Source organism: Streptomyces sp. NPDC088785 (assembly GCF_044750685.1).
In the GTDB taxonomy this organism is placed as follows: Bacteria; Actinomycetota; Actinomycetes; order Streptomycetales; family Streptomycetaceae; genus Streptomyces.
Genome location: NZ_JBIVKH010000005.1, coordinates 100,237 through 119,653, shown reverse-complemented (window position 1 = coordinate 119,653; position 19,417 = coordinate 100,237). Strand labels below are relative to the sequence as shown.

At 71.8% G+C, this 19,417-nt stretch carries 13 protein-coding genes; 11 read left to right on the top strand and 2 right to left on the bottom strand.

What is annotated here, in order from left to right; translation table 11 throughout:
- The first annotated feature begins 185 nt into the window (after positions 1-185).
- The 6 genes from ACIP5K_RS17645 to ACIP5K_RS17620 all read left to right on the top strand — a co-directional run bounded on the left by ACIP5K_RS17645 (position 186) and on the right by ACIP5K_RS17620 (position 8,802).
- The gene (locus tag ACIP5K_RS17645) at positions 186-977 is read left to right on the top strand and encodes an ATP-binding cassette domain-containing protein (RefSeq protein ID WP_401410432.1); all 792 of its coding nucleotides are present in this window, start codon (positions 186-188) and stop codon (positions 975-977) included.
- The gene (locus ACIP5K_RS17640) at positions 974-2,263 is read left to right on the top strand and encodes a sugar ABC transporter permease (RefSeq protein ID WP_401410430.1); all 1,290 of its coding nucleotides are present in this window, start codon (positions 974-976) and stop codon (positions 2,261-2,263) included. The genes ACIP5K_RS17645 and ACIP5K_RS17640 overlap by 4 nt, the downstream gene beginning before the upstream one ends.
- A 181-nt stretch (positions 2,264-2,444) precedes the next feature.
- The gene (dxs, locus tag ACIP5K_RS17635) at positions 2,445-4,370 is read left to right on the top strand and encodes a 1-deoxy-D-xylulose-5-phosphate synthase (RefSeq protein ID WP_401410428.1); all 1,926 of its coding nucleotides are present in this window, start codon (positions 2,445-2,447) and stop codon (positions 4,368-4,370) included.
- Between the two features lie 149 nt (positions 4,371-4,519).
- Positions 4,520-6,070: an amino acid permease gene (locus ACIP5K_RS17630; protein ID WP_401410426.1), complete on the top strand. Its 1,551-nt coding sequence runs from the start codon at positions 4,520-4,522 to the stop codon at positions 6,068-6,070.
- A 72-nt stretch (positions 6,071-6,142) separates the two neighbouring features.
- On the top strand, positions 6,143-7,600 hold the full coding sequence (locus ACIP5K_RS17625; protein ID WP_401410424.1) for a glycosyltransferase family 39 protein: 1,458 nt from the start codon (positions 6,143-6,145) through the stop codon (positions 7,598-7,600).
- Positions 7,601-7,716: 116 nt separating this feature from the next.
- Entirely contained in the window at positions 7,717-8,802 is a 1,086-nt protein-coding gene (locus ACIP5K_RS17620) for a hypothetical protein (RefSeq protein WP_401410422.1), read from the top strand.
- 63 nt (positions 8,803-8,865) lie between these two features.
- Here the strand turns inward: ACIP5K_RS17620 and ACIP5K_RS17615 are convergent, their stop codons facing one another.
- Positions 8,866-9,945 carry an LCP family protein gene (locus tag ACIP5K_RS17615; RefSeq protein WP_401410420.1) on the bottom strand — a complete coding sequence of 360 codons (1,080 nt, stop codon included), beginning with the start codon at positions 9,943-9,945 and terminating at the stop codon, positions 8,866-8,868.
- 479 nt (positions 9,946-10,424) lie between these two features.
- Here ACIP5K_RS17615 and ACIP5K_RS17610 point away from each other — a divergent pair, with 479 nt between their 5' ends.
- Genes ACIP5K_RS17610 through ACIP5K_RS17590 form a run of 5 tightly spaced genes read left to right on the top strand, consistent with a single transcriptional unit; the run spans position 10,425 to position 19,036 of the window.
- Positions 10,425-11,849, top strand: a complete 1,425-nt coding sequence (locus ACIP5K_RS17610; protein WP_401410418.1) for a CDP-alcohol phosphatidyltransferase family protein — start codon at positions 10,425-10,427, stop codon at positions 11,847-11,849.
- Positions 11,846-16,261, top strand: coding sequence for a glycosyltransferase (locus ACIP5K_RS17605; protein WP_401410416.1), 4,416 nt, complete (start codon positions 11,846-11,848; stop codon positions 16,259-16,261). The genes ACIP5K_RS17610 and ACIP5K_RS17605 overlap by 4 nt, the downstream gene beginning before the upstream one ends.
- Entirely contained in the window at positions 16,258-17,016 is a 759-nt protein-coding gene (locus ACIP5K_RS17600) for a rhamnogalacturonan acetylesterase (protein WP_401410414.1), read from the top strand. Before ACIP5K_RS17605 ends, ACIP5K_RS17600 begins: the two co-directional genes overlap by 4 nt.
- Positions 17,013-17,741, top strand: coding sequence for a hypothetical protein (locus ACIP5K_RS17595; RefSeq protein ID WP_401410412.1), 729 nt, complete (start codon positions 17,013-17,015; stop codon positions 17,739-17,741). Before ACIP5K_RS17600 ends, ACIP5K_RS17595 begins: the two co-directional genes overlap by 4 nt.
- Complete coding sequence (locus ACIP5K_RS17590) at positions 17,738-19,036, top strand: phosphodiester glycosidase family protein (protein ID WP_401410410.1); 1,299 nt, start codon at positions 17,738-17,740, stop codon at positions 19,034-19,036. Before ACIP5K_RS17595 ends, ACIP5K_RS17590 begins: the two co-directional genes overlap by 4 nt.
- Here ACIP5K_RS17590 and ACIP5K_RS17585 read toward each other — a convergent pair.
- Complete coding sequence (locus ACIP5K_RS17585; protein WP_401410408.1) at positions 19,024-19,374, bottom strand: NTP pyrophosphohydrolase; 351 nt, start codon at positions 19,372-19,374, stop codon at positions 19,024-19,026. The two genes, ACIP5K_RS17590 and ACIP5K_RS17585, sit on opposite strands and share 13 nt — an antisense overlap.
- Positions 19,375-19,417 lie beyond the last annotated feature (43 nt).

Here is a 19,417-nt window from a genome sequence, read left to right as displayed (position 1 = left end):
CCCCCGTGACTCCCCGCCTGCGCACGGGACCCGCGCACCTGCGCGAGAGCGCTCCCGTGGAAGACACGTCCGGCGCCCCGCCGCCGACAGCCCCGCAGCTCAACGGCGCGGCGCCGGACGGAACAACCCCCCTCATACTTCTTGGTTCAACCTCCCGCCGGGTCAGGCCTTTGGCGGCGAAGGAGATGGTTCACGTGTCCGCTACGCCTGTGCTGGCGTTGCGCGGGGTCTCGAAGCGATTCGGTGCCGTTCAGGCGCTCACCGATGTCGAGCTCGAGGTCCACGCCGGAGAGGTGGTCGCCCTGGTCGGCGACAACGGCGCCGGAAAGTCCACCCTTGTCAAGACGATCGCCGGCGTGCACCCCATCGATGACGGCGTCATCGAGTGGGACGGCAAGGCCGTCGCGGTCAACAAGCCGCACGACGCCCAGAACCTGGGCATCGCGACCGTCTACCAGGACCTCGCGCTGTGCGACAACCTCGATGTCGTCGGCAACCTGTTCCTGGGCCGGGAGATCAAGCGCCGCGGCGTCCTCGACGAGGTCGAGATGGAGCGCCGCGCACGCGAACTGCTCCAGACCCTGTCCATCCGCATCCCGAGCGTGCGCATCCCGATCGCCTCGCTCTCCGGCGGCCAGCGCCAGGTCGTGGCCATCGCCCGCTCCATGCTCGGCGAGCCCAAGCTCGTCATCCTCGACGAGCCGACCGCGGCCCTCGGCGTGGAGCAGACCGCGCAGGTCCTCGACCTCGTGGAACGCCTGCGCGAGCGCGGTCACGCGGTCATCCTCATCAGCCACAACATGGCCGATGTGAAGGCCGTCGCCGACAAGGTCGCCGTGCTCCGGCTCGGCCGCAACAACGGCGTGTTCGAGGTCAGGACGACCTCGCAGGAAGAGATCATCTCCGCCATCACCGGCGCCACGGACAATGCCGTGACCCGTCGTGCGGCGCGCAGCAACGCGGAGGCTCAGCAGTGAGCATCGACAAGACCGACAAGGCACAGGCCCCCGTGGACGCCGCCCCCGCGGCCGCCGGCGCGTCCGTGACCGCCGTCGACCCCCGCCTCCTCGTGCGCGAGCAGGGCTTCGCGGGCTACCTCAGCGAGTTCAAGCGCAAGATCAAGGGTGGTGACCTGGGTGCGATACCCGTCGTCATCGGCCTCATCGTCATCTGCGCGATCTTCCAGAGCCTCAACTCGGCGTTCCTCGGCGCGGAGAACCTGAACAACATCTTCGTCGCCATGGTGGCCACCGGCATGATGTCGGTCGGCATCATCTTCGTGCTGCTGCTCGGCGAGATCGACCTCTCGGTCGGCTCCGTCTCCGGCGTCTCCTCGGCGATCACCGCCGTGCTGAGCGTCACCCACGGCATGAACGAGTGGCTCGCCGTCCTCATCTCGCTCGCGGCGGGCGCGGTCATCGGCGCCCTGCACGGCTTCTTCTTCGCCCGCATCGGCGCCCCGGCGTTCGCGGTCACCCTGGCCGGCCTGCTGTTCTGGAACGGCTTCATGCTCCAGATCCTGGGCTCCAACGGCACGATCAACCTCGACAGCGACGGCGTGGTCGGCAAGCTCACCACGTACTACTTCTCCGACGTCGCCGCCGCCTACGGCCTGGCCCTGATCGCGGTCCTCGCCTACTTCGTGCCGAGCTTCCTCGCCAACCGGCGCCGCGAGGCCGCGGGCATCCCGTCCCGCCCGCTGAGCGACCTGCTGGTGCGCACGCTGCTGCTCGCCGTCGGCGTCTTCGGCGTGGCCGTCATCTTCAACAACTACAAGGGCCTGCCGCTCGCGGTGCTGCTCTTCGGCATCGTCCTGGTCGGCTCGGACTTCGTGCTGCGCCGCACCTCGTACGGCCGCAAGGTCTTCGCGCTCGGCGGCAGCGTCGAGGCGTCGCGCCGCGCCGGTATCAACGTCACCGCGGTCCGGATCTCGGTCTTCGCCATCGCCGGCCTGTTCGCGGCGGTCGGCGGCCTCTTCTGGGCCTCCAAGATCGCGGCGGCCAACCAGGGCGCCGGCTCCGGCGACCTCCTGATGAACGTCATCGCCGCGGCCGTCATCGGCGGCACCAGCCTCTTCGGCGGCCGGGGCCGCACCTGGAACGCGCTCCTCGGTGTGCTGGTCATCACCTCGATCCAGTACGGCCTGGCCCTCCAGGGCATCGCCACCCCGATCCAGTACATGATCACCGGTGGTGTGCTCCTCGCCACGGTCGTCATCGACTCCGTCACCCGCAAGACCCAGAAGTCGGCCGGCCGTGCCTGACCCCTTCTGAGCAGGGATTCCCGGACTGACCGTGCCCGGTGTCAACGGTGACACCGGGCACAGTCATGCCCCGAACGCACGGCCCGGACGCCGCTCGCAACGGCGGAACATTAGACTCGACAGACCCGGCAAGCTCGAACAGCTCAGCCAGCTACTACAGCTCTACTGCAAGGAGGCACGGGTGCCGCTGCTGACCCGCATCACGGGACCGCGCGATCTGGACCGGCTCAGCCTGGAGCAGCTGGACCAGCTGGCCGGAGAGATCCGGACCTTCCTCGTCGACGCGGTATCCAAGACCGGCGGCCACCTCGGGCCGAACCTCGGCGTGGTCGAGCTCACCCTCGCCCTGCACCGGGTCTTCGAGTCGCCACAGGACCGGATCCTCTTCGACACGGGCCACCAGTCCTACGTCCACAAGCTGCTCACCGGCCGCCAGGACTTCTCCCGGCTCAAGATGAAGGGCGGCCTCTCCGGCTACCCCTCGCAGGCCGAGTCCGAGCACGACGTCATCGAGAACAGCCACGCCTCCACGGTCCTCGGCTGGGCCGACGGCCTCGCGAAGGCCAACGAGCTGAACAGACGGGACGACCACGTCGTCGCCGTCATCGGCGACGGCGCGCTCACCGGCGGCATGGCCTGGGAGGCGCTGAACAACATCGCCGCCGCCAAGGACCGCCCCCTGGTGATCGTCGTCAACGACAACGAGCGCAGCTACGCGCCCACCATCGGCGGCCTCGCCAACCACCTCGCGACCCTGCGCACCACGGACGGCTACGAGCGCTTCCTGGCCCGCGGCAAGGACCTCCTGGAGCGCACCCCGGTCGTCGGCAGGCCCCTGTACGAGACGCTGCACGGCGCGAAGAAGGGCCTGAAGGACTTCATCGCCCCGCAGGGCATGTTCGAGGACCTCGGCCTGAAGTACGTCGGCCCCATCGACGGCCACGACATGGAGGCCCTGGAGTCGGCCCTCATCCGCGCCAAGCGGTTCGGCGGCCCGGTCATCGTGCACTGCCTCACCGAGAAGGGCCGCGGCTACCGCCCGGCCCTGGAGGACGAGGCCGACCGCTTCCACGGCATCGGCCCCATCCACCCCGACACCGGCCTGCCGATCAAGGCCGCGGGCGCCGACTGGACCTCGGTCTTCGGCGACGAGATGCTCCGGCTCGGCCAGGAGCGCGAGGACATCGTCGCGATCACCGCGGCCATGCTCCAGCCCGTCGGCCTGGAGAAGTTCGCCAAGGCCTTCCCCGACCGCGTCTACGACGTCGGCATCGCGGAGCAGCACGGCGCCGTCAGCGCGGCGGGCCTCGCCACCGGCGGCCTGCACCCGGTCTTCGCGGTCTACGCGACGTTCCTCAACCGCGCCTTCGACCAGGTCCTCATGGACGTCGCCCTGCACAAGTGCGGCGTGACGTTCGTCCTCGACCGGGCCGGCGTCACCGGCACCGACGGCGCCTCGCACAACGGCATGTGGGACATGTCGCTGCTCCAGGTCGTCCCCGGCATCCGGATCGCCGCCCCGCGCGACGCCGACCAGGTCCGCGCCCAGCTGCGCGAGGCCGTCCAGGTCGAGGACGCGCCGACGGTCGTGCGCTACTCCAAGGGCGCCGTCGGCCCCGCCGTCGAGGCGGTCGGCACGATCGGCGGCATGGACGTGCTGCGCGAGCCGGACAGCGCCCGCCCCGACGTCCTGCTGGTCTCCGTCGGCGCGCTCGCCCCGATGTGCCTGGAGATCGCCGGCCTGCTCGACAAGCAGGGCATCACCACGACGGTCGTCGACCCGCGCTGGGTCAAGCCGGTCGACGAGGCGATGGCCCCGCTCGCCGAGCGCCACCGCGTCGTCGTCACCGTCGAGGACAACTCCCGCGTCGGCGGTGTCGGCTCCTCGATCGCGCAGGCCCTGCGCGACGCGGGCGTCGACGTGCCGCTGCGCGACTTCGGCATCCCGCCGCGCTTCCTCGACCACGCCTCCCGCAAGGAGGTCATGGCGGAGATCGGCCTGACGGCCCCGGACATCGCGCGCCAGGTCACCGGCCTGGTCTCGAAGCTGGACGGCCGCCGCGAGGCGTCCGCCGTCGCCGAGCAGATGGAGCCGGCGCGCGACTGACCCGGCTCCGCCGGCACCCGACCCGGGCCGGTCGGACCACCTTCGGGTGGTTCGACCGGCCCATTCGCGTGAATACCCGTGACGGACCGGGTATCCGGTGCCTACTCGTCTCGATCATGTCGGGACCGAGGACCGAGCCGCATGGAGGTATGCCGGTGACCACGCAGCCAGACTCAGGCCCAAGGCCGGGCACGCGCCGCACGAGCGGCCTGTTGCGCACCAAATCCATCGAGCAGTCCATCAAGGACACCGAAGAGCCCGAGCACCAGCTCAAGAAGTCCCTCTCCGCACTGGACCTCACCGTCTTCGGCGTCGGCGTCGTCATCGGCTCCGGCATCTTCGTCATCACCGGCACCGCCGCCACCGACTACGCGGGCCCCGCGGTGACCATCGCCTTCGCCGTCGCGGCCGTCGTCTGCGCCCTCGCCGCTCTCTGCTACGCCGAGTTCGCCTCCACCGTCCCGGTCGCCGGCTCCGCGTACACCTTCGCCTTCGCCTCCCTCGGCGAGTTCCCCGCCTGGATCATCGGCTGGGACCTGATCCTCGAACTGGCGCTGGGCTGCGCCACCGTCGCCGTCGGCTGGTCCGGGTACGTCCAGTCGCTCCTCGACAGCTGGGGCATCCCGCTGCCCGAGGCGCTGCGCGGCCCCGGGGAGGGCAGCGGCTTCACCTTCAACCTCGCCGCGTTCCTGCTCGTCCTCGCGGTCATGACGGTCGTCGTCCTCGGCATGAAGCTGTCCGCCTGGGTCACCTCGGCCGTCGTCGCCGTCAAGGTCACCGTCGTGCTCATCGTGATCGCGGTCGGCGCCTTCTTCATCACCGGCTCCAACTACGACCCGTACGTCCCGCCGAGCAAGCCCACCGGGGGCAGCACGGGCCTGTCGCAGACCCTCCTGGAGGGGATCGCCGGGTTCGCCCCGTCCAACTTCGGCATCATGGGCATCTTCACCGCCGCGGCCGTCGTCTTCTTCGCGTACATCGGCTTCGACGTCGTCGCCACGGCCGCCGAGGAGACCCGCAACCCGCAGAAGGACGTGCCGCGCGGCATCCTCGGCTCGCTGGCCATCTGCACCGTCCTGTACTGCGCCGTCGCCGTCGTCGTCACCGGCATGCAGAACTACCGGAAGCTCGACCCGGAGGCACCGCTCGCGGAGGCGTTCAAGTCGGTCGGCCACCCCTTCTGGGCGGGTGTCATCTCCTTCGGCGCGGTCGTCGGCCTCACGGTCGTCTGCATGATCCTGCTGCTCGGCCAGAGCCGCGTCTTCTTCGCGATGAGCCGCGACGGACTGCTGCCGCCGGTCTTCAGCGTCGTCCACCCCAAGTTCCGTACGCCGTACCGCTCGACGATCATCCTCGGCCTGCTCACCGCGCTCGTCGCGGGCTTCGTCTCCCTGACCGAGCTGTCGAAGCTGGTCAACATCGGCACCCTGTTCGCCTTCGTCATCGTCGCCGTCGGCGTGCTCATCCTGCGCCGCACCCGCCCCGACCTGCCGCGCGCCTTCAAGGCCCCGTGGGTGCCCGTCCTGCCCGTCGCGTCGGTCGCCTGCTCGGTGTGGCTGATGCTGAACCTGTCGGTCGAGACCTGGCTGCGGTTCGCCGTGTGGATGCTCATCGGCATCGTCATCTACTTCGCGTACGGGCGCCGGCACAGCCGCGCCGCGGAGGGCGCGGAGACCGTCGGGACCGGCGACGCGCGGTAATCCGGTATTCATCGATCCGGCCCCGTATGTCCCGCCCCGGCGGGATGTGCGGGGCCGGATAGTTTGACGCCCATGCTCACCCAGGCGCCGCAGCCGCTGCCGCACGTGTCCGACGTCCGCCGCGGCGCCCCCCGCCCCGGCTACTGGCCCCGGCTGCTGCCGCTCCTCGCGGTGCTGGCCGCCGCCACCCGGCTGCCCTCCTTCGCGCGCCCCCTGTGGAACCCCGACGAGGGCTATCTCGCCGTTCAGGCCGGGATACTGGCGCACGGCGGCGCGCTCTACGAGACGGTCGTCGACCGCAAGCCACCGCTCGTGCCCTGGCTGTACGAGGCCGTGTTCGCCCTCTTCGGGGCGCAGTCCCTCACCCCGCTCAAGTGGTGCGCGGTGGCCGCCCACCTGCTGACGGCCGTGCTGCTCGCGTCGACCGCCCGGCGCCGCTGGGGCGACGGCGCCGGCCGCACCGCGGGCGTGCTGTACCTGCTCGTCTCCGTCGGGCTCAACCCGGAGGACACCCAGGCGGCGACCTTCGAGGTGTTCATACTGCCGTGGACCGCGGCGGCCCTCTGGTGCGCCGACCGGCGCCGCTGGGGATGGTGCGGGGCCGCCGTCGCGGGCGCCTTCCTGACCAAGCAGACCGGGGCCGCCGTCCTCGGCCCGGTGCTGTGGATGATGTGGCGGTGCCGGGCGCCCCGGGCGGCGGTCGTGCGCTGCGCGGCGGGCGTGGCGGTACCGGTCCTCGCCGCGGCCTGCGCCACCGACCCCGGCGGCTTCCTGTTCTGGACGGTGACCGGCTCGGGCAGCTACGCCTCCTTCACCGGCTCCGAACTCCACGTCCTGGGACGGGGAGCGGTGAACGCGGCGCTGCTCGGCGCGGCCTGCGCCGGTTTCCTGCCGTCGCTGGCCCGCGCCCCGCGCCGCCCCGCCGCGTGGCTGTGGGTCTGGCTCGGCTCGTCAGCGGTGGCGGTCCTCGCCGGATTCCACTTCTTCGGCCACTACTACCTCCAGCTCGCGCCGCCGCTGGCCCTGTTGGGCGCGGCGGCGCTGCGGGACCTGCCGCGCGCACGGGTGGCCCGCGCGCTGCTCGTCACGGCCTGCTGCGGCGGCCTCTTCGTCGCCTGGGGCCTGCTCGCGCCGCGCCCCGACCTCGCCCACGCCGAGCGGGTCGCCGACGCCGTACGGGCCCGTACAGCGCCCCGGGAGCCGGTCCTGATCTGGGGCATGCACCCGGAGACGTACTGGCTGGCGGACCGGCCCCCGGCGAGCCGCTTCCTGACGGCGGGGCTCCTGACCAACTACAGCGGCGGCCGGGACGGTCCGCGCGTGGGGGAGCGGTGGGCGGTGCCGGGCACCTGGCGCACCTTCCGCGCGGAGTTCGCGGTCCGGCCGCCGGGTCTCGTCGTGGACGACTCGCGGGGCGGGCCGTACGGGGTGGGGAGGGTGGGGGCGCTGCGGCGGCTGCTGGCAGGCTACGAGAGGGTCGGCGGAGTCGACGGGGCCGTGCTCTACCGGCCGCGCGGTTCCGCTTCCTGAGAGCCGGGGCGTCCTGCTTGACCCTCCCCTGTCAAGACTCAGCTGCATATGATAGTAAATTTCAGGTTCCGGGCGTCAGGGCCGGGATCGATCTCAGTGGGAGGGTGGCACCGGTCATGCCGAGGAGCAGCGTGAGCGGGGAGTCGTCGAGCCGGGCGCCCGAGCCGGTCGGCGTCGAGGGGGGCCGCTGGCTGTTCCTCGGCAAGGACGGGCGGCTGACCGTCTATCTCCCGGTGAAGGACGGCATCCGGCGCTGGACGCAGGAGCGCCCGGGGGTGCCGCGCTGGAGCGAGCCGGTGCTGCTGCCCGCGCCGAACGTCCGCTTCGTGTCGCTGGCGCAGGGCGCCGACGGCTACGTCCACTTCCTGGGCCGCCGCGACCGCCGGCGCGCGGACGGCGCGCTGACCGTCGACATCGTGCACGCCATCCAGTACCAGACGGGCCGCCCGCTGTCGGAGTGGCGGGGTCTCGGCACCCCGTTCAAGGACCTGGAGAGCGCGCGGAAGTTCGGCCGTCCGGCGGGCGCCGTCGACCACGACGGGAACGTCCACATCTTCGTGCGCAACGGCGCCGGCGGGGTCCACCTGCGCCGCGAGGGCAAGGGCGGCAAGTGGCTGCCCTGGCAGGACCTCGGCGGCGACCAGGCCCTGCACGGGCTGGCCCCCGCGGTGACCGGTTCGGGCCGGGTGGAACTGCTGGTCCCCGGCCGGCGCGCCGCCCTGCACTGGTACCAGACCGAGCCCGGCGGCGAGTTCCTGCGCGGCTACGACATCCCGCAGACGCCCGCCGTGGGCACGGTCAGCGGCGTGGAGACGGCGCGGGAGCGGATCACGTACTACTGGGCGGACCGGGCGGGCGGGCTCATAGCCCAGCGGCCGGGCGTGTGGCCGGTCGCCGTGGGCGGCGGCGCCGACGACAGCCAGGTCGCGGCGGTGCGCGCGTACGTCGACGGCTACGACTGCACGGTCCTCGCCCACCGCGGTGTCACCGGCACGATCCAACTGGCCGCGTTCGTCTCGGAGTCGGAGGCGAACGGCGTGTGGTGGTCGGACACCGGGCGCGGTGGCGTCGGCGGGCCCGGGCTCGCCGTGGACGGGCGCGGCGCGCTCACGCTGGCCGCGGTCGACGAGTCGGGCACGGTGTGGATCACTCATCAGACAGCCGGTTCCGGACTCTCGCTGGGGGACTGGTACCGGATCTGAGGCGGGGCCCGGTCCGGGAACGCCGAAGGGGCGGGCGCCGTGGGCGCCCGCCCCTTCGACGGCTCAGTTCCCGCCGGTGGCGGGGGACTTCTTCGCCGACTCGGGGATGTCGGCGCCGGTGCGCAGCGCCTTCCACAACTGCGTGGCCTGCGGCTCGGCGGCGACGACCCGGTTGCGGTCGACGGTGTCGTAGGCCACCGGCAGCATGATCGTCTCCATCGTCTCCGGGTCGACGCCCTTGAGGCTGCGGCCGAACTCGGCGAGCGCCTTGAGGTTCGCCAGCTCGGAGTCGGTGGTCAGCGAGGAGGTCAGGCTGTCCGCGATCTTGTACGACTTGGTGGGGCTGCCGAGCAGGTCCTGCTTCTTGATCTCGCTCAGCAGGTCGATCATGAACTGCTGCTGGAGCCCGATGCGGCCGAGGTCGCTGCCGTCGCCGATGCCGTGCCGGGTGCGGACGAAGGCGAGGGACTGGGCGCCGTCCAGCTTGTGGGTGCCCTTGGTCAGGTCGAGCCCGCTGGACTTGTCGTGGATCGCCTGGTCGACGGTGACGTCCACGCCGCCGATGGCGTCGACGAGGCCCTTGAAGCCCGCGAAGTCGATCTCCATGAAGTGGTCGAGGCGCACCCCGGACATCTGCTCGACGGTCTTGACCACGCAGGCGGGCCCGGCGACGGAGTACACGGAGTTGAACATCACGCGCTTCGCCGACGGCAGGGTGGTGCCGTCCGACTTGGTGCACTCGGGGCGGGTGACGAGGGTGTCGCGGGGGATGCTGACGGCCGTGGCCTGCTTGCGGCCCTCTGGTATGTGCATCACGAGGGCGGTGTCCGAGCGGGCGCCGGAGACCTTGCCGGTCTTCAGCGCCGCGTTGGCCCCGGCCCGCGAGTCGGAGCCGAGGACCAGCACGTTCGTGCCGCTGGTCGGCAGCTTCTCGGGGCGGTCGGTGCCGAGCGCCTTGTCGAGGTCGACGCCGTCGATGTTGCCGTTGAGGTTGCTGTAGAGCCAGTAGCCCGTACCGCCCGCGGCCAGCACCAGGACCAGCAGCGACCAGAGGATGATGCGGCGGATGCGCTGACCGCGGGTGCGCTCGCGCCGTGGGGCCTTGCCGCGTCGTCGGCTGGGCGTGGCGGTGGCATGACTCATGGGTTCGCAATCCTCCGGGGCGGCGGACGTCAGATGGGTGCACGTGAGAGCCGGAGTGGGGGATCGCCGTAGCGGGGTCGGGTCCGGTCGTGCCGTGCCGGCGCGCGTGGGGTCAGCCGGACGTCGCAGCACTATAAACGCATTTCACCGCTTCGACACGCCTCGGAGCGCGACGGATCCGGACGGTTCGCGGACGCACTTCGACCGCCGATGGCTGTAGGAGAGGGGACGTGATGCATGTCTCCCCATCGATCTGGCAACGATTGGCCGTCGGTTTCCTCGCGATGCGGGGAGGTCTAGACCTTATGTCCCTTATGAAAGGTGAGAGTTGGCTTAATTTTAAGAAGCTATGTCGTTTTTGTTCTGAGGTTTGACTGAAATCAAGGAAACCAGCAAAGATCCTCCGCGCGGTCACTGTCCGAATAGCGACCGAATGTGCTGTGAACACCAAGTGAAGTCAGCAGAGTCGCAGAGGGTCGATGAGAAAGCTGTCCGTACGGGCCGTCCAGAAGCTCACGTGCAAGAAGCGTGACGCGTGGTGGACGGTACTGCTCGTGGACCCGGTGGCCACCCGGATGCTGTGCTGGCTCGCCCGGTTCCGCTTCGTCACGCCGAACCGGGTGACCTGGGCCGCCCTGTTCGTCGGCCTCGGCTCCGCGGGGCTCTTCCTGCGCGGTGACCGCACGTCGCTGATCATCGGCGCCGCGCTGTACCACCTGAGCTTCATCCTCGACTGCATCGACGGCAAGCTGGCCCGCCTCAAGGGCAACGGCTCCGTCTTCGGCGGCTGGCTCGACTACGTCTTCGACCGCATCCGCGTGCTGTTCTGCGCGCTCGCCCTGATGGGCGGACAGTACCTGCGCACCCACGAGGCCTACTTCCTGCTGGCCGCGCTCGTCGTCGTCTTCCTCGACATGCTGCGCTACGTCGACGCGTTGCAGATCTACAAGATGCGCATGTCGATGCGGACGAAGATCGAGAAGGTCACCGCCGAGCGCAAGGCCGCCGAGGCCGAGGCGGAGGCCCGGGCCGCCGCCGAGCAGGCCCAGCGGCAATTCGAACAGAACCAGCGGCTGCTGCGGGCCCGCCAGGCCCAGCAGCAGGCCCACCACCCGCACATCCCCCAGCAGCCCGGCCACCAGGCTCCGCAGGGCCACCAGGCCCCGCAGGGCCGCCCGGTCCCGCAGCAGCCCCAGGCCGCCGCGAACGCCGAGCCCAAGGTCGTCTTCATGGAGGACCTGCTGCGCGAGAACCCGGGCATCGAGGCCGACGTCCTCAAGGAGCACGCCGGGACCGGCGAGGTCGTCGACCTGCACGCCCAGTTCCGCGGCCGCTTCCCCTGGTACACCCGGGTCCGCCAGGCCCTGCTGCGCAGCCGCATCAGGCCGCACCTGATCAGCGGCATCGAGTTCCAGATGTTCATCTTCATCGTGGGCCCGCTGATCGGCCAGATCCTGTGGACCACCGCCGCCTCCGCGGTGCTGCTCGGCCTCTTCGAGCTCGTGATCATGTACAAGTTCTGGCTCTCCACCCGGGACTTCACCCGCGTCATGGACGAGCTGGCGCCCGCCCCGCAGACCGTCGGCACGGTCGCCGACCACCTCTTCGCCGGACGCCACCGCGGCCGGGTGCCCGCCGCCGCGATGCCGCCCGCCGACGTCGAGGAGCGGTTCCCCGCGCCCCAGCCGTACGAGGACCCGGGCTTCCACCCGTACCCGCAGCCCGAGCCCGAGCCCGACGCGTACCGGCCCGACCCGTACCAGCGGCACCAGCAGGACCCCCCGTACGTCTCCCCGCTCGGCGGCTACCTCCCCGCCGACCACCAGGCCACCCAGCAGATCCCCGTCCAGGTCGTCCAGCGCGTCGAGCAGCCCTGGACGGAGGGCGACGGGCGCCTGCGATGAACCAGCATCCAGCGCCCCGTCCTGACCCGTCCGCGTACACGGTCACGATCGTCGTCGGCGCCTACAACGCCGGCGCCACCCTCGACCGCGCCCTGCGCTCCGCCCTCGGGCAGACGCACCAGCGCGTCGAGGTGCTGGTCGTCGACGACGCCTCCACCGACGGCACGATCACGGTCGCCCAGGGGTACGCGCACCGCGACGGCCGGGTGCGGATCATCGCCAGGCCGCAGAACAGCGGCGGCGTCGGCGCGCCCCGCAACAACGGCATCGAGGCCGCCACCGGCCAGTTCCTGATGTTCCTCGACGCCGACGACGAACTGCCGCACAAGGCCGTCGAGACCCTGCTCGCCGCCGCGCTGCACACCGGCTCGGAGATCACCGCGGGCCGCGCCCTGCGGGTCAACCTCGCCAAGGACGAGACGACGATCTGGCAGCCCCAGCTCTACGGCACCGACCGCACCGTCGCCGGCGGCCTGGCCGCCGCGCCCGAGCTCGTCGACGACCCGATCGCCGCCGCCAAGCTGTTCCGGCTGGACTTCCTGCTCAACAACGGCATCCGCTTCCCGGAGAACGTGTACTTCGAGGACACGTACTTCTCCACGGTCGCCGGGTTCTGCGCCCGCACCATCACCCTGCTCACGGCGCCGGTCTACCGCTGGATCTGGGAGCGCGAGACCGACACCCCCTCGATCACCAACCGCCGCGAGGAACTGCGCAGCATCCGCGACCGCGTCCTCGTGCACCAGTGGACCGACGCGTTCCTCGCGCACAACGGCGGCCACGACCTGATCGCCCACAAGGCGGCCAAGTTCCTCTCGCACGACCTGAAGCTGTACACCCCCGAGCTGCGCGAGGGCGGCGACGCCTACCGGGAGGCGTTCGTCGCGGCCGTCGCCCCCTACCTGCGCTCCCTGCCCCCGGACACGTACGAACTGGCCGGCCCCCTGGAGCGCGTCCGCGCCTTCGGGCTGATGCACGGCCGGGTCGACGTCGCCCTGACCGTCGCCGACTACGTGCAGCGGCGCTCCGTCCTCAGCAGCGACCTCGTCGAGCGCGACGGCAAGGTCTTCTGGTCCGGCGCGCTGCTCGGCCGCCCGCACGCCGACTACTTCCTCGACGTCACCGACCTCGACCTCACCGGCCAGAAGCTCAACGACGCCCGGCTGTTCAACCAGGCCACCCGCGTCGAGATCCAGGACGGCGAACTCCACGTCACCGGCCGCATCCGCAACCAGTTCGGCCGCGTCGCCCCCAAGGACAAGCTCGAACTCATCGCCGTCCTGCGCCGCCGCAGCCCCAAGACCGACCACACCTTCCCGGTCAGCGGCGTCGAGGTCGACGACGAGTACATCAACTTCCACACCACCGTCGACCTCGACGAGACCGTCGGCCGCTCCGGCCAGGCCCGCGGCGCCATCTGGAACCTCTTCGTCCAGATCCGGCACGCGGGCGAGCGGACCACCACCACCGTGTGCATCCGCGGCCTCGACATGTCGAGGGAGCGCTACCACGGCGACGACGAGACCTACGAGATCTACGAGACCGTCAGCGGCAACCTCGCCCTGCGCCCCGAGACCACCGCCCAGGCCGAGCGCACCGACGACCGCGGCACCCCCTGGCTCTGGTGGTCCCAGGCGCCCGCGCCGACCCCCGGCGCCACCACGGAGCAGTTCGCCGCCTCCCTCGTCGTGCACTGCCACAACGACGAGTACAACCTGTACGAGTTCCTCAACTCGCTCGCCGCCCAGCAGGAGTTCGCCCGCACCCAGGTGATCCTCGTCGACGACGGCTCCGCCGACAGCACCGGACGCCGGCTCGCCGGCTTCGCGACGCACTACCCGAACGTCACCGTCGTCCCGCAGGCCCTCATGGGCATGCGCGCCGCCTTCGACCACGGCCTGCGCTACGTCGGCGCCCCCTACGTGATGTTCGCGCGCGCCCGCGACATCCTCGGCGAGGACGTCATCGGCCGGCTGCTGGCCGCCGCCGAGCGCACCAGGGCCGACGTCGTCGTCGGCGACCAGGACAACTTCCCCGGACCGCGCCGCGACACCGACGCCCCGTGGAAGCGCTACTTCGGCAAGCAGAAGTCCACCGTCACCCAGCTCCACGACGCGCCCTACCTGATCTTCTCCACCGGCCTCGGCGCGAAGCTGCTCCGCACCGACCTCGTGCGCCGCCAGAACCTGCGCCTCGGCATGGGCCCGGGCCACGAGGACGCCTGGGTCACCGTGCCCGCGCTGCTGCACGCCCGCCGCGTCGCGATCGCACCCACCGCGAGCACCTACGAACGCGACCGCGAACAGCGCGACTCCCTCTTCGACCTGCCCTGGAACGACCCGGTCAAGACCCAGGAACTCATCCGCCTGTGCGGGCACCTCCTGGGCCGCAGCAGCGCGCTCTCCCCGCGCGCCGCCCGCCTCGCCCAGCGCTTCGTCGTGCGCACCTTCCAGCCGTACCTGCGCAACATCCACCGCATCATGAGCCGGGCCGAGATCGCCGCGGTCTTCCACGCCCTGCACGACGTCTACGCGCAGATACCCGACGACCTCATCCTCCAGTACGCCGTCGCCGCGCAGGCCCGGCTCCAGCACCACGCCGTGCGCACCGGCAACTTCGCGCTCTTCTGCGACCCGCACGAGCGGCCCGACTACGCGCCCCACCTGTACATCGACGACACCGGCCTGTTCCGCCGGCTCACCGCCGACACCACCGAGACCGCCCTCCTGCGCGTCGACCGCCAGAAGGTCGTCCTGGAGACCTTCGACGTCACCCGCGACGCGATCACCTTCGAGGGACTCCTCGTCCTGTCCGGCGTCGACATCGCCCACGAGTACAGCAACCGCGTCGAACTCGTCCTCAGCGACGGCCGGTCCGAGGCCACGGTCCCCGTCGAACAGGTCTACCGCCGCGACCGCTGGCGCACCCGCAAGGAACAGGACTGGTTCTCCGGCTGGCGCGCCGTCGTCCGGCCCGGCGACTTCGGCCGCCTCCGCAGCCGCGACCTGACCGTCGCGGTCCGCGTCCACGACGGCGACCGGCACCTGGACACGCCCGTCGAGGCCCGGCAGATGCTGCACCGCTTCAAGGGCGTCCACCGGGCGGGCCGCGCCACGGTCCTGCTCGCCATCGACGACGACGAACAGATCGCCGTGCGGCGGATCACGGGCCTGCTGCGCCGCGGCACCAGCAAGCTCGGCCGGTTCCGCGCGGAACTGCGGGCCGCGCTGCCCGGCCGGCCCGGCTGGCGCACCCGCCTGCTGTACTGGCTCACCCACCCGTGGCTGCACCGCAAGAACATCTGGATCATCGGCGAGCGCGAGGACACCGCGCAGGACAACTCGTACCACCTGTTCAAGTGGATCCGGCGGAACGAGCCCAAGCGCAAGGTCTACTACGCGATCAACGGCGACGCCGCGGACCGCGCCAAGATCGACCCCTACGGCCACGTCATCGACCGGCTGTCCTGGAAGTACCGGGTCTACCTGCTGCACGCCCGCCGCCTGATCAACGCCTACGACCTGGAGGCCTACCTCGGCTTCCCCGGCCTGTCCAAGCGGGCGTTCCTGCGCGGCTACGGCGACCTCCTGCGCTACCAGCGCGTCTTCCTCCAGCACGGCGTCGTCTACAACGACGTGGCACCGTCGATCCACGCCCAGGTCACCAACGTCGACATGGTGCTGACCACCGGCCGCAGCGAGCGCGCCTACTACGCCGAGCACTGCGGGTACGGCTACGACCGCGTCGCCGCCACCGGCCTGCCGCGCTTCGACGCCCTCGAACCCGTCCCCGGGCTGCGCCGCGTCCTCGTCATGCCCACCTGGCGCCGCGACATCGTGGCCCCCTCGTACAACAAGGCGGCCAAGCCGGACATCCCGTTCGCCGCCTCCGAGTACTACCGCTTCTTCTCGTCCCTGCTGCGCGACGAACGCCTCCTGAAGGCCCTTCAGTACTACAACGTGGAACTGGAGTTCATGCCGCACTACGAGATCCGCCCCTACCTCAAGCACTTCCGCATCGACCACCCCTCGATCACGGTCTCCACCACCGGCCGCGACGTACAGCTGGCGATGCGCGAGTGCTCGATGCTGGTGACGGACTACTCGTCGGTGTTCTTCGACGTCGCCTACATGCGCAAGCCGATCGTCTACACGAACTTCGACGACGAGGCCTTCTACAGCAAGCACTACAAGCGCGGCTACTTCGACCTCGCACGGGACGGCTTCGGCCCCACCTGCGGCACCGTGGAGCGGGCCGTCGACGAGATCATCGCCTCCATCAGCCGGGACTTCCAGGTCGAACCGCAGTACACGCGGCGCGCCGAGGAGTTCTTCGTCCTGCGCGACACCTTCAACTGCGAGCGCGCCTTCGACGTGATCGACACCATGGACCCGGGGGTGGTCGCCGAATGACCCGCGTATTCCTGGCCGGGGACTCCTCCGTCACCGACCGGCCCTACAGCCAGGCCCCGATGGCGGGCTGGGGACAGGCGCTGCCGCTGTTCCTGCCCACCACCGAAGTGATCAACGCGGCCCGCGCCGGAGCCAGTTCGCGCAGCTTCGTGGAGCGCGGCCGGCTCGCGTGGATCGAGCAGAACATCGCCCCCGGCGACCTCTTCCTGATCTCCTTCGGCCTCATCGACCACAAGAAGCAGCCGGGCCGCGGCACCTCCGCGTTCACCGACTTCCAGTGGTACCTGCGCCGGCACGTCCACGCCGCCCGCGACCGCGGCGCCCACCCGGTCCTGGTCACCAGCCACGACCGCCGCGTCTTCGACCCGCACGGCAACTTCCGGCGCAGCCTCGGCCTCTACCCGCAGGCCGTGCGCGAACTCGCCGCCGCCTGCACCGTCCCGCTGATCGACCTCAACCACTGGTCCTCGCAGTGGTGGAGCCAGGCCGGGCTCGACGGCACCCGGGGCGTCTTCCTCAGCCTGGAGGCGGGGGAGCACCCGCACTACCCCGACGGCATCGAGGACCGGACGCACCTGCGGCCGGCCGGTGCCATCGAGTGCGCCCGCTTCGTCGCCGACCGCCTCGGCCGGCAGGGCCTGCTGCCGCCCGAGCGCATCCAGCACCTCGGCGACGCCGTCCCCGAGGACGCCCTGCGCTACCTCGACGACCAGACCTACGCGCACGTGACCAAGGAGCGGGTGGCCGGACGATGACCGACTGGTACCCGCTGGGCGAGGCCCGCGTCGCCCACCCGCGCACCCCCGGCCTCGGCGGCCTGCTCCAACTCGCCGCCGACACCGACCCGCTGCACCCGGTGGTCCCCGGACAGCAGCTGACGCTCGCCCTCACCCTGCACCCCACGGGCACCCCCTACCGCACCTACGGCTACCTGATGGAGGAGGGCCTCGGCCCCGCCACCGTCGCCCGCGTGCAGGGCATGGCCCACATGGCCGAGAAGGCGCGCTACGCCGCATACGCCTCCGGCGCCGAACCGCGCACGGTCACCTGCCAGCTGAAGATCGACGCGGAGGCCCCCGAGGGCGCCGTCGTCCTGCCGCACTTCGTCCTCGGCCTCATGGCCAACCAGGGCGACAAACTGGTCTCGTCGGCGCGGCTCAACGACCGCGGCTTCCGGGTGCGCACCGGCTGGCTGCCCGGCCGCGGCATGACCGTGCGCCCCGGCGCGCGCATCACCATCCCGGCCGGGTACAGCCCCGAACCCGGCCTGCGCCCGACCGGCGCCACCTTCGCCCGGCACGGCACGGTGACCTGCGCCCCGAACGGCGAGGTCACCTACCTGGCCGACCCCGTGCACCGCGGCTACGACCGCTTCGCGCTGTCCTACGAAGCGGTCGGCGGGCACACCGTGTGGTCCGAGATCACCCTCTACCTGGGCTACTTGGGCGAGGCGCCCGGCGCACTGCCCGAGACCGGGTGAGCCGGCCCGGGAAGCGGTGCGCCGGCCTCGCGGCGACACTGGCCCTGCTGCTCACCGCAGGCTGCTCGGGCTCCGGGTCCGACGACGGACGGCCCCGCCCCACCCCGTCGCCGACCCGGTCCGCCGGGCTGCCCGACGGAGTGCGCTACGAGCACGCCGCGCGCACTCTGGCCGACGGCCGGCCCCTGCGCTTCCACGTGCTGTCCATCGCGCCGGACGCCTCGGTCGCGCTGGCCGCCACGCACGGCGACCGGCTCCAGGACACCGCCACCGTCCGGCAGCTGGCGCAGCGGGCCGGGGCCGTCGCGGCCGTCAACGGCACCCTCTTCGACATCAACACCGGCGCCCACCACGGCGGCTACCCGGGCGACCCGCTCGGCCTCTACGGCGACCGCGGCCGGCTGCTCAGCGAGTCGGAGGGCGCCAACCCGGCGCTCGTCCTCGACGCCTCCGGCACCCCGCCCCGCATCACCGAGGCCCGCTCCTCGATCCGGGTGACGTCGTCCGACGGCGCCCGCGCCCGCGTCGGCGGGGTCGACCGGGTGCCGGGGCGGATCCTCGACTGCGGCGGCAGCGCCGACGGCCGCCCGGTGACCGCTCCGCGCCACGGCAGGCTGTGCACCGACCCCGACGAGATCGTCGACTTCCGCCCCGAGTGGGGCGAGGACTCCCCGAGGGCGGGGAAGGGCAGCGCCGAGGCGGTCCTCGACCCGCACGGCCGGGTGACCCGGCTGCGCACCCCGGCGGGCGGCCCCATCCCGCGCGGCGGACGCACCCTGACCGGGCTCGGGAAGGGCGCGGCCTGGCTGCGCGCCCACGCCGCCGAGGGACGCGTGCTGAAGGTCTCCTCCCGGGTGACCGACCCGAACGGCGACGGCCTGGGCGGCCCGGAGGTCTCCCTGATCGGCGGCGGGCCCCGCCTGGTCCGCGACGGCCGGATCCGGGTGGAGGCCGCCGCGAGCGGCTTCCCCCCGTCGGCGCAGCGCACCCGGCACCCGCGCACGGTCGCCGGGGTCACCGCCGACGGCACGCTGCTGCTGGTCGTCATCGACGGACGCCGCCCGGGCCGCAGTGTCGGCGCCACCTTCACCGAGGCCGCCCGCGTCCTGGTGGGTCTCGGGGCCCGGGACGCCGTCAACCTCGACGGCGGCGGGTCGAGCACCATGGTGGTCTCCGGGACGGTCCGCAACACCCCGACGGACGGCCCCGGTTCGAGCTCCGAGGAGCGCCCGGTGTCCAACGCGATCGTGGTCCTGCCGGCCGGCCGGGCCGTGGACCGGGCTCACCCGTCGTAGACCGTGCGCGGACCCGCGCACCCGGCACCCAACTCCTCGACCCTGCGCCGCAGTTCACGATCGGCGGTGACCACGGTGCAGGGCCGCCCGAGGCGCGCCACCAGCTCCACGATGTGATCGTCCCCGCTGCCCGCGGCCGACTCGACCCGGACGCCGGGCACCGACTCCACGCCCTTCGCCGCTCCCTCGACCACGAGGACCACCTCGGCGCCGGTCCGCTCCGCGTGCGCCGCGAGCCGGGCCCGCAGCCGCTCGGCGGCGCCGCGCCGGTCCCGCCACCAGCCGTCGGGCACCGACCCCACGACATTGGCACCGTCGACCACCAGCACTGCGTCCATGGACCCAGGGTCGCACGAGCCGCCCCCGCACCCCCGCCTAAGC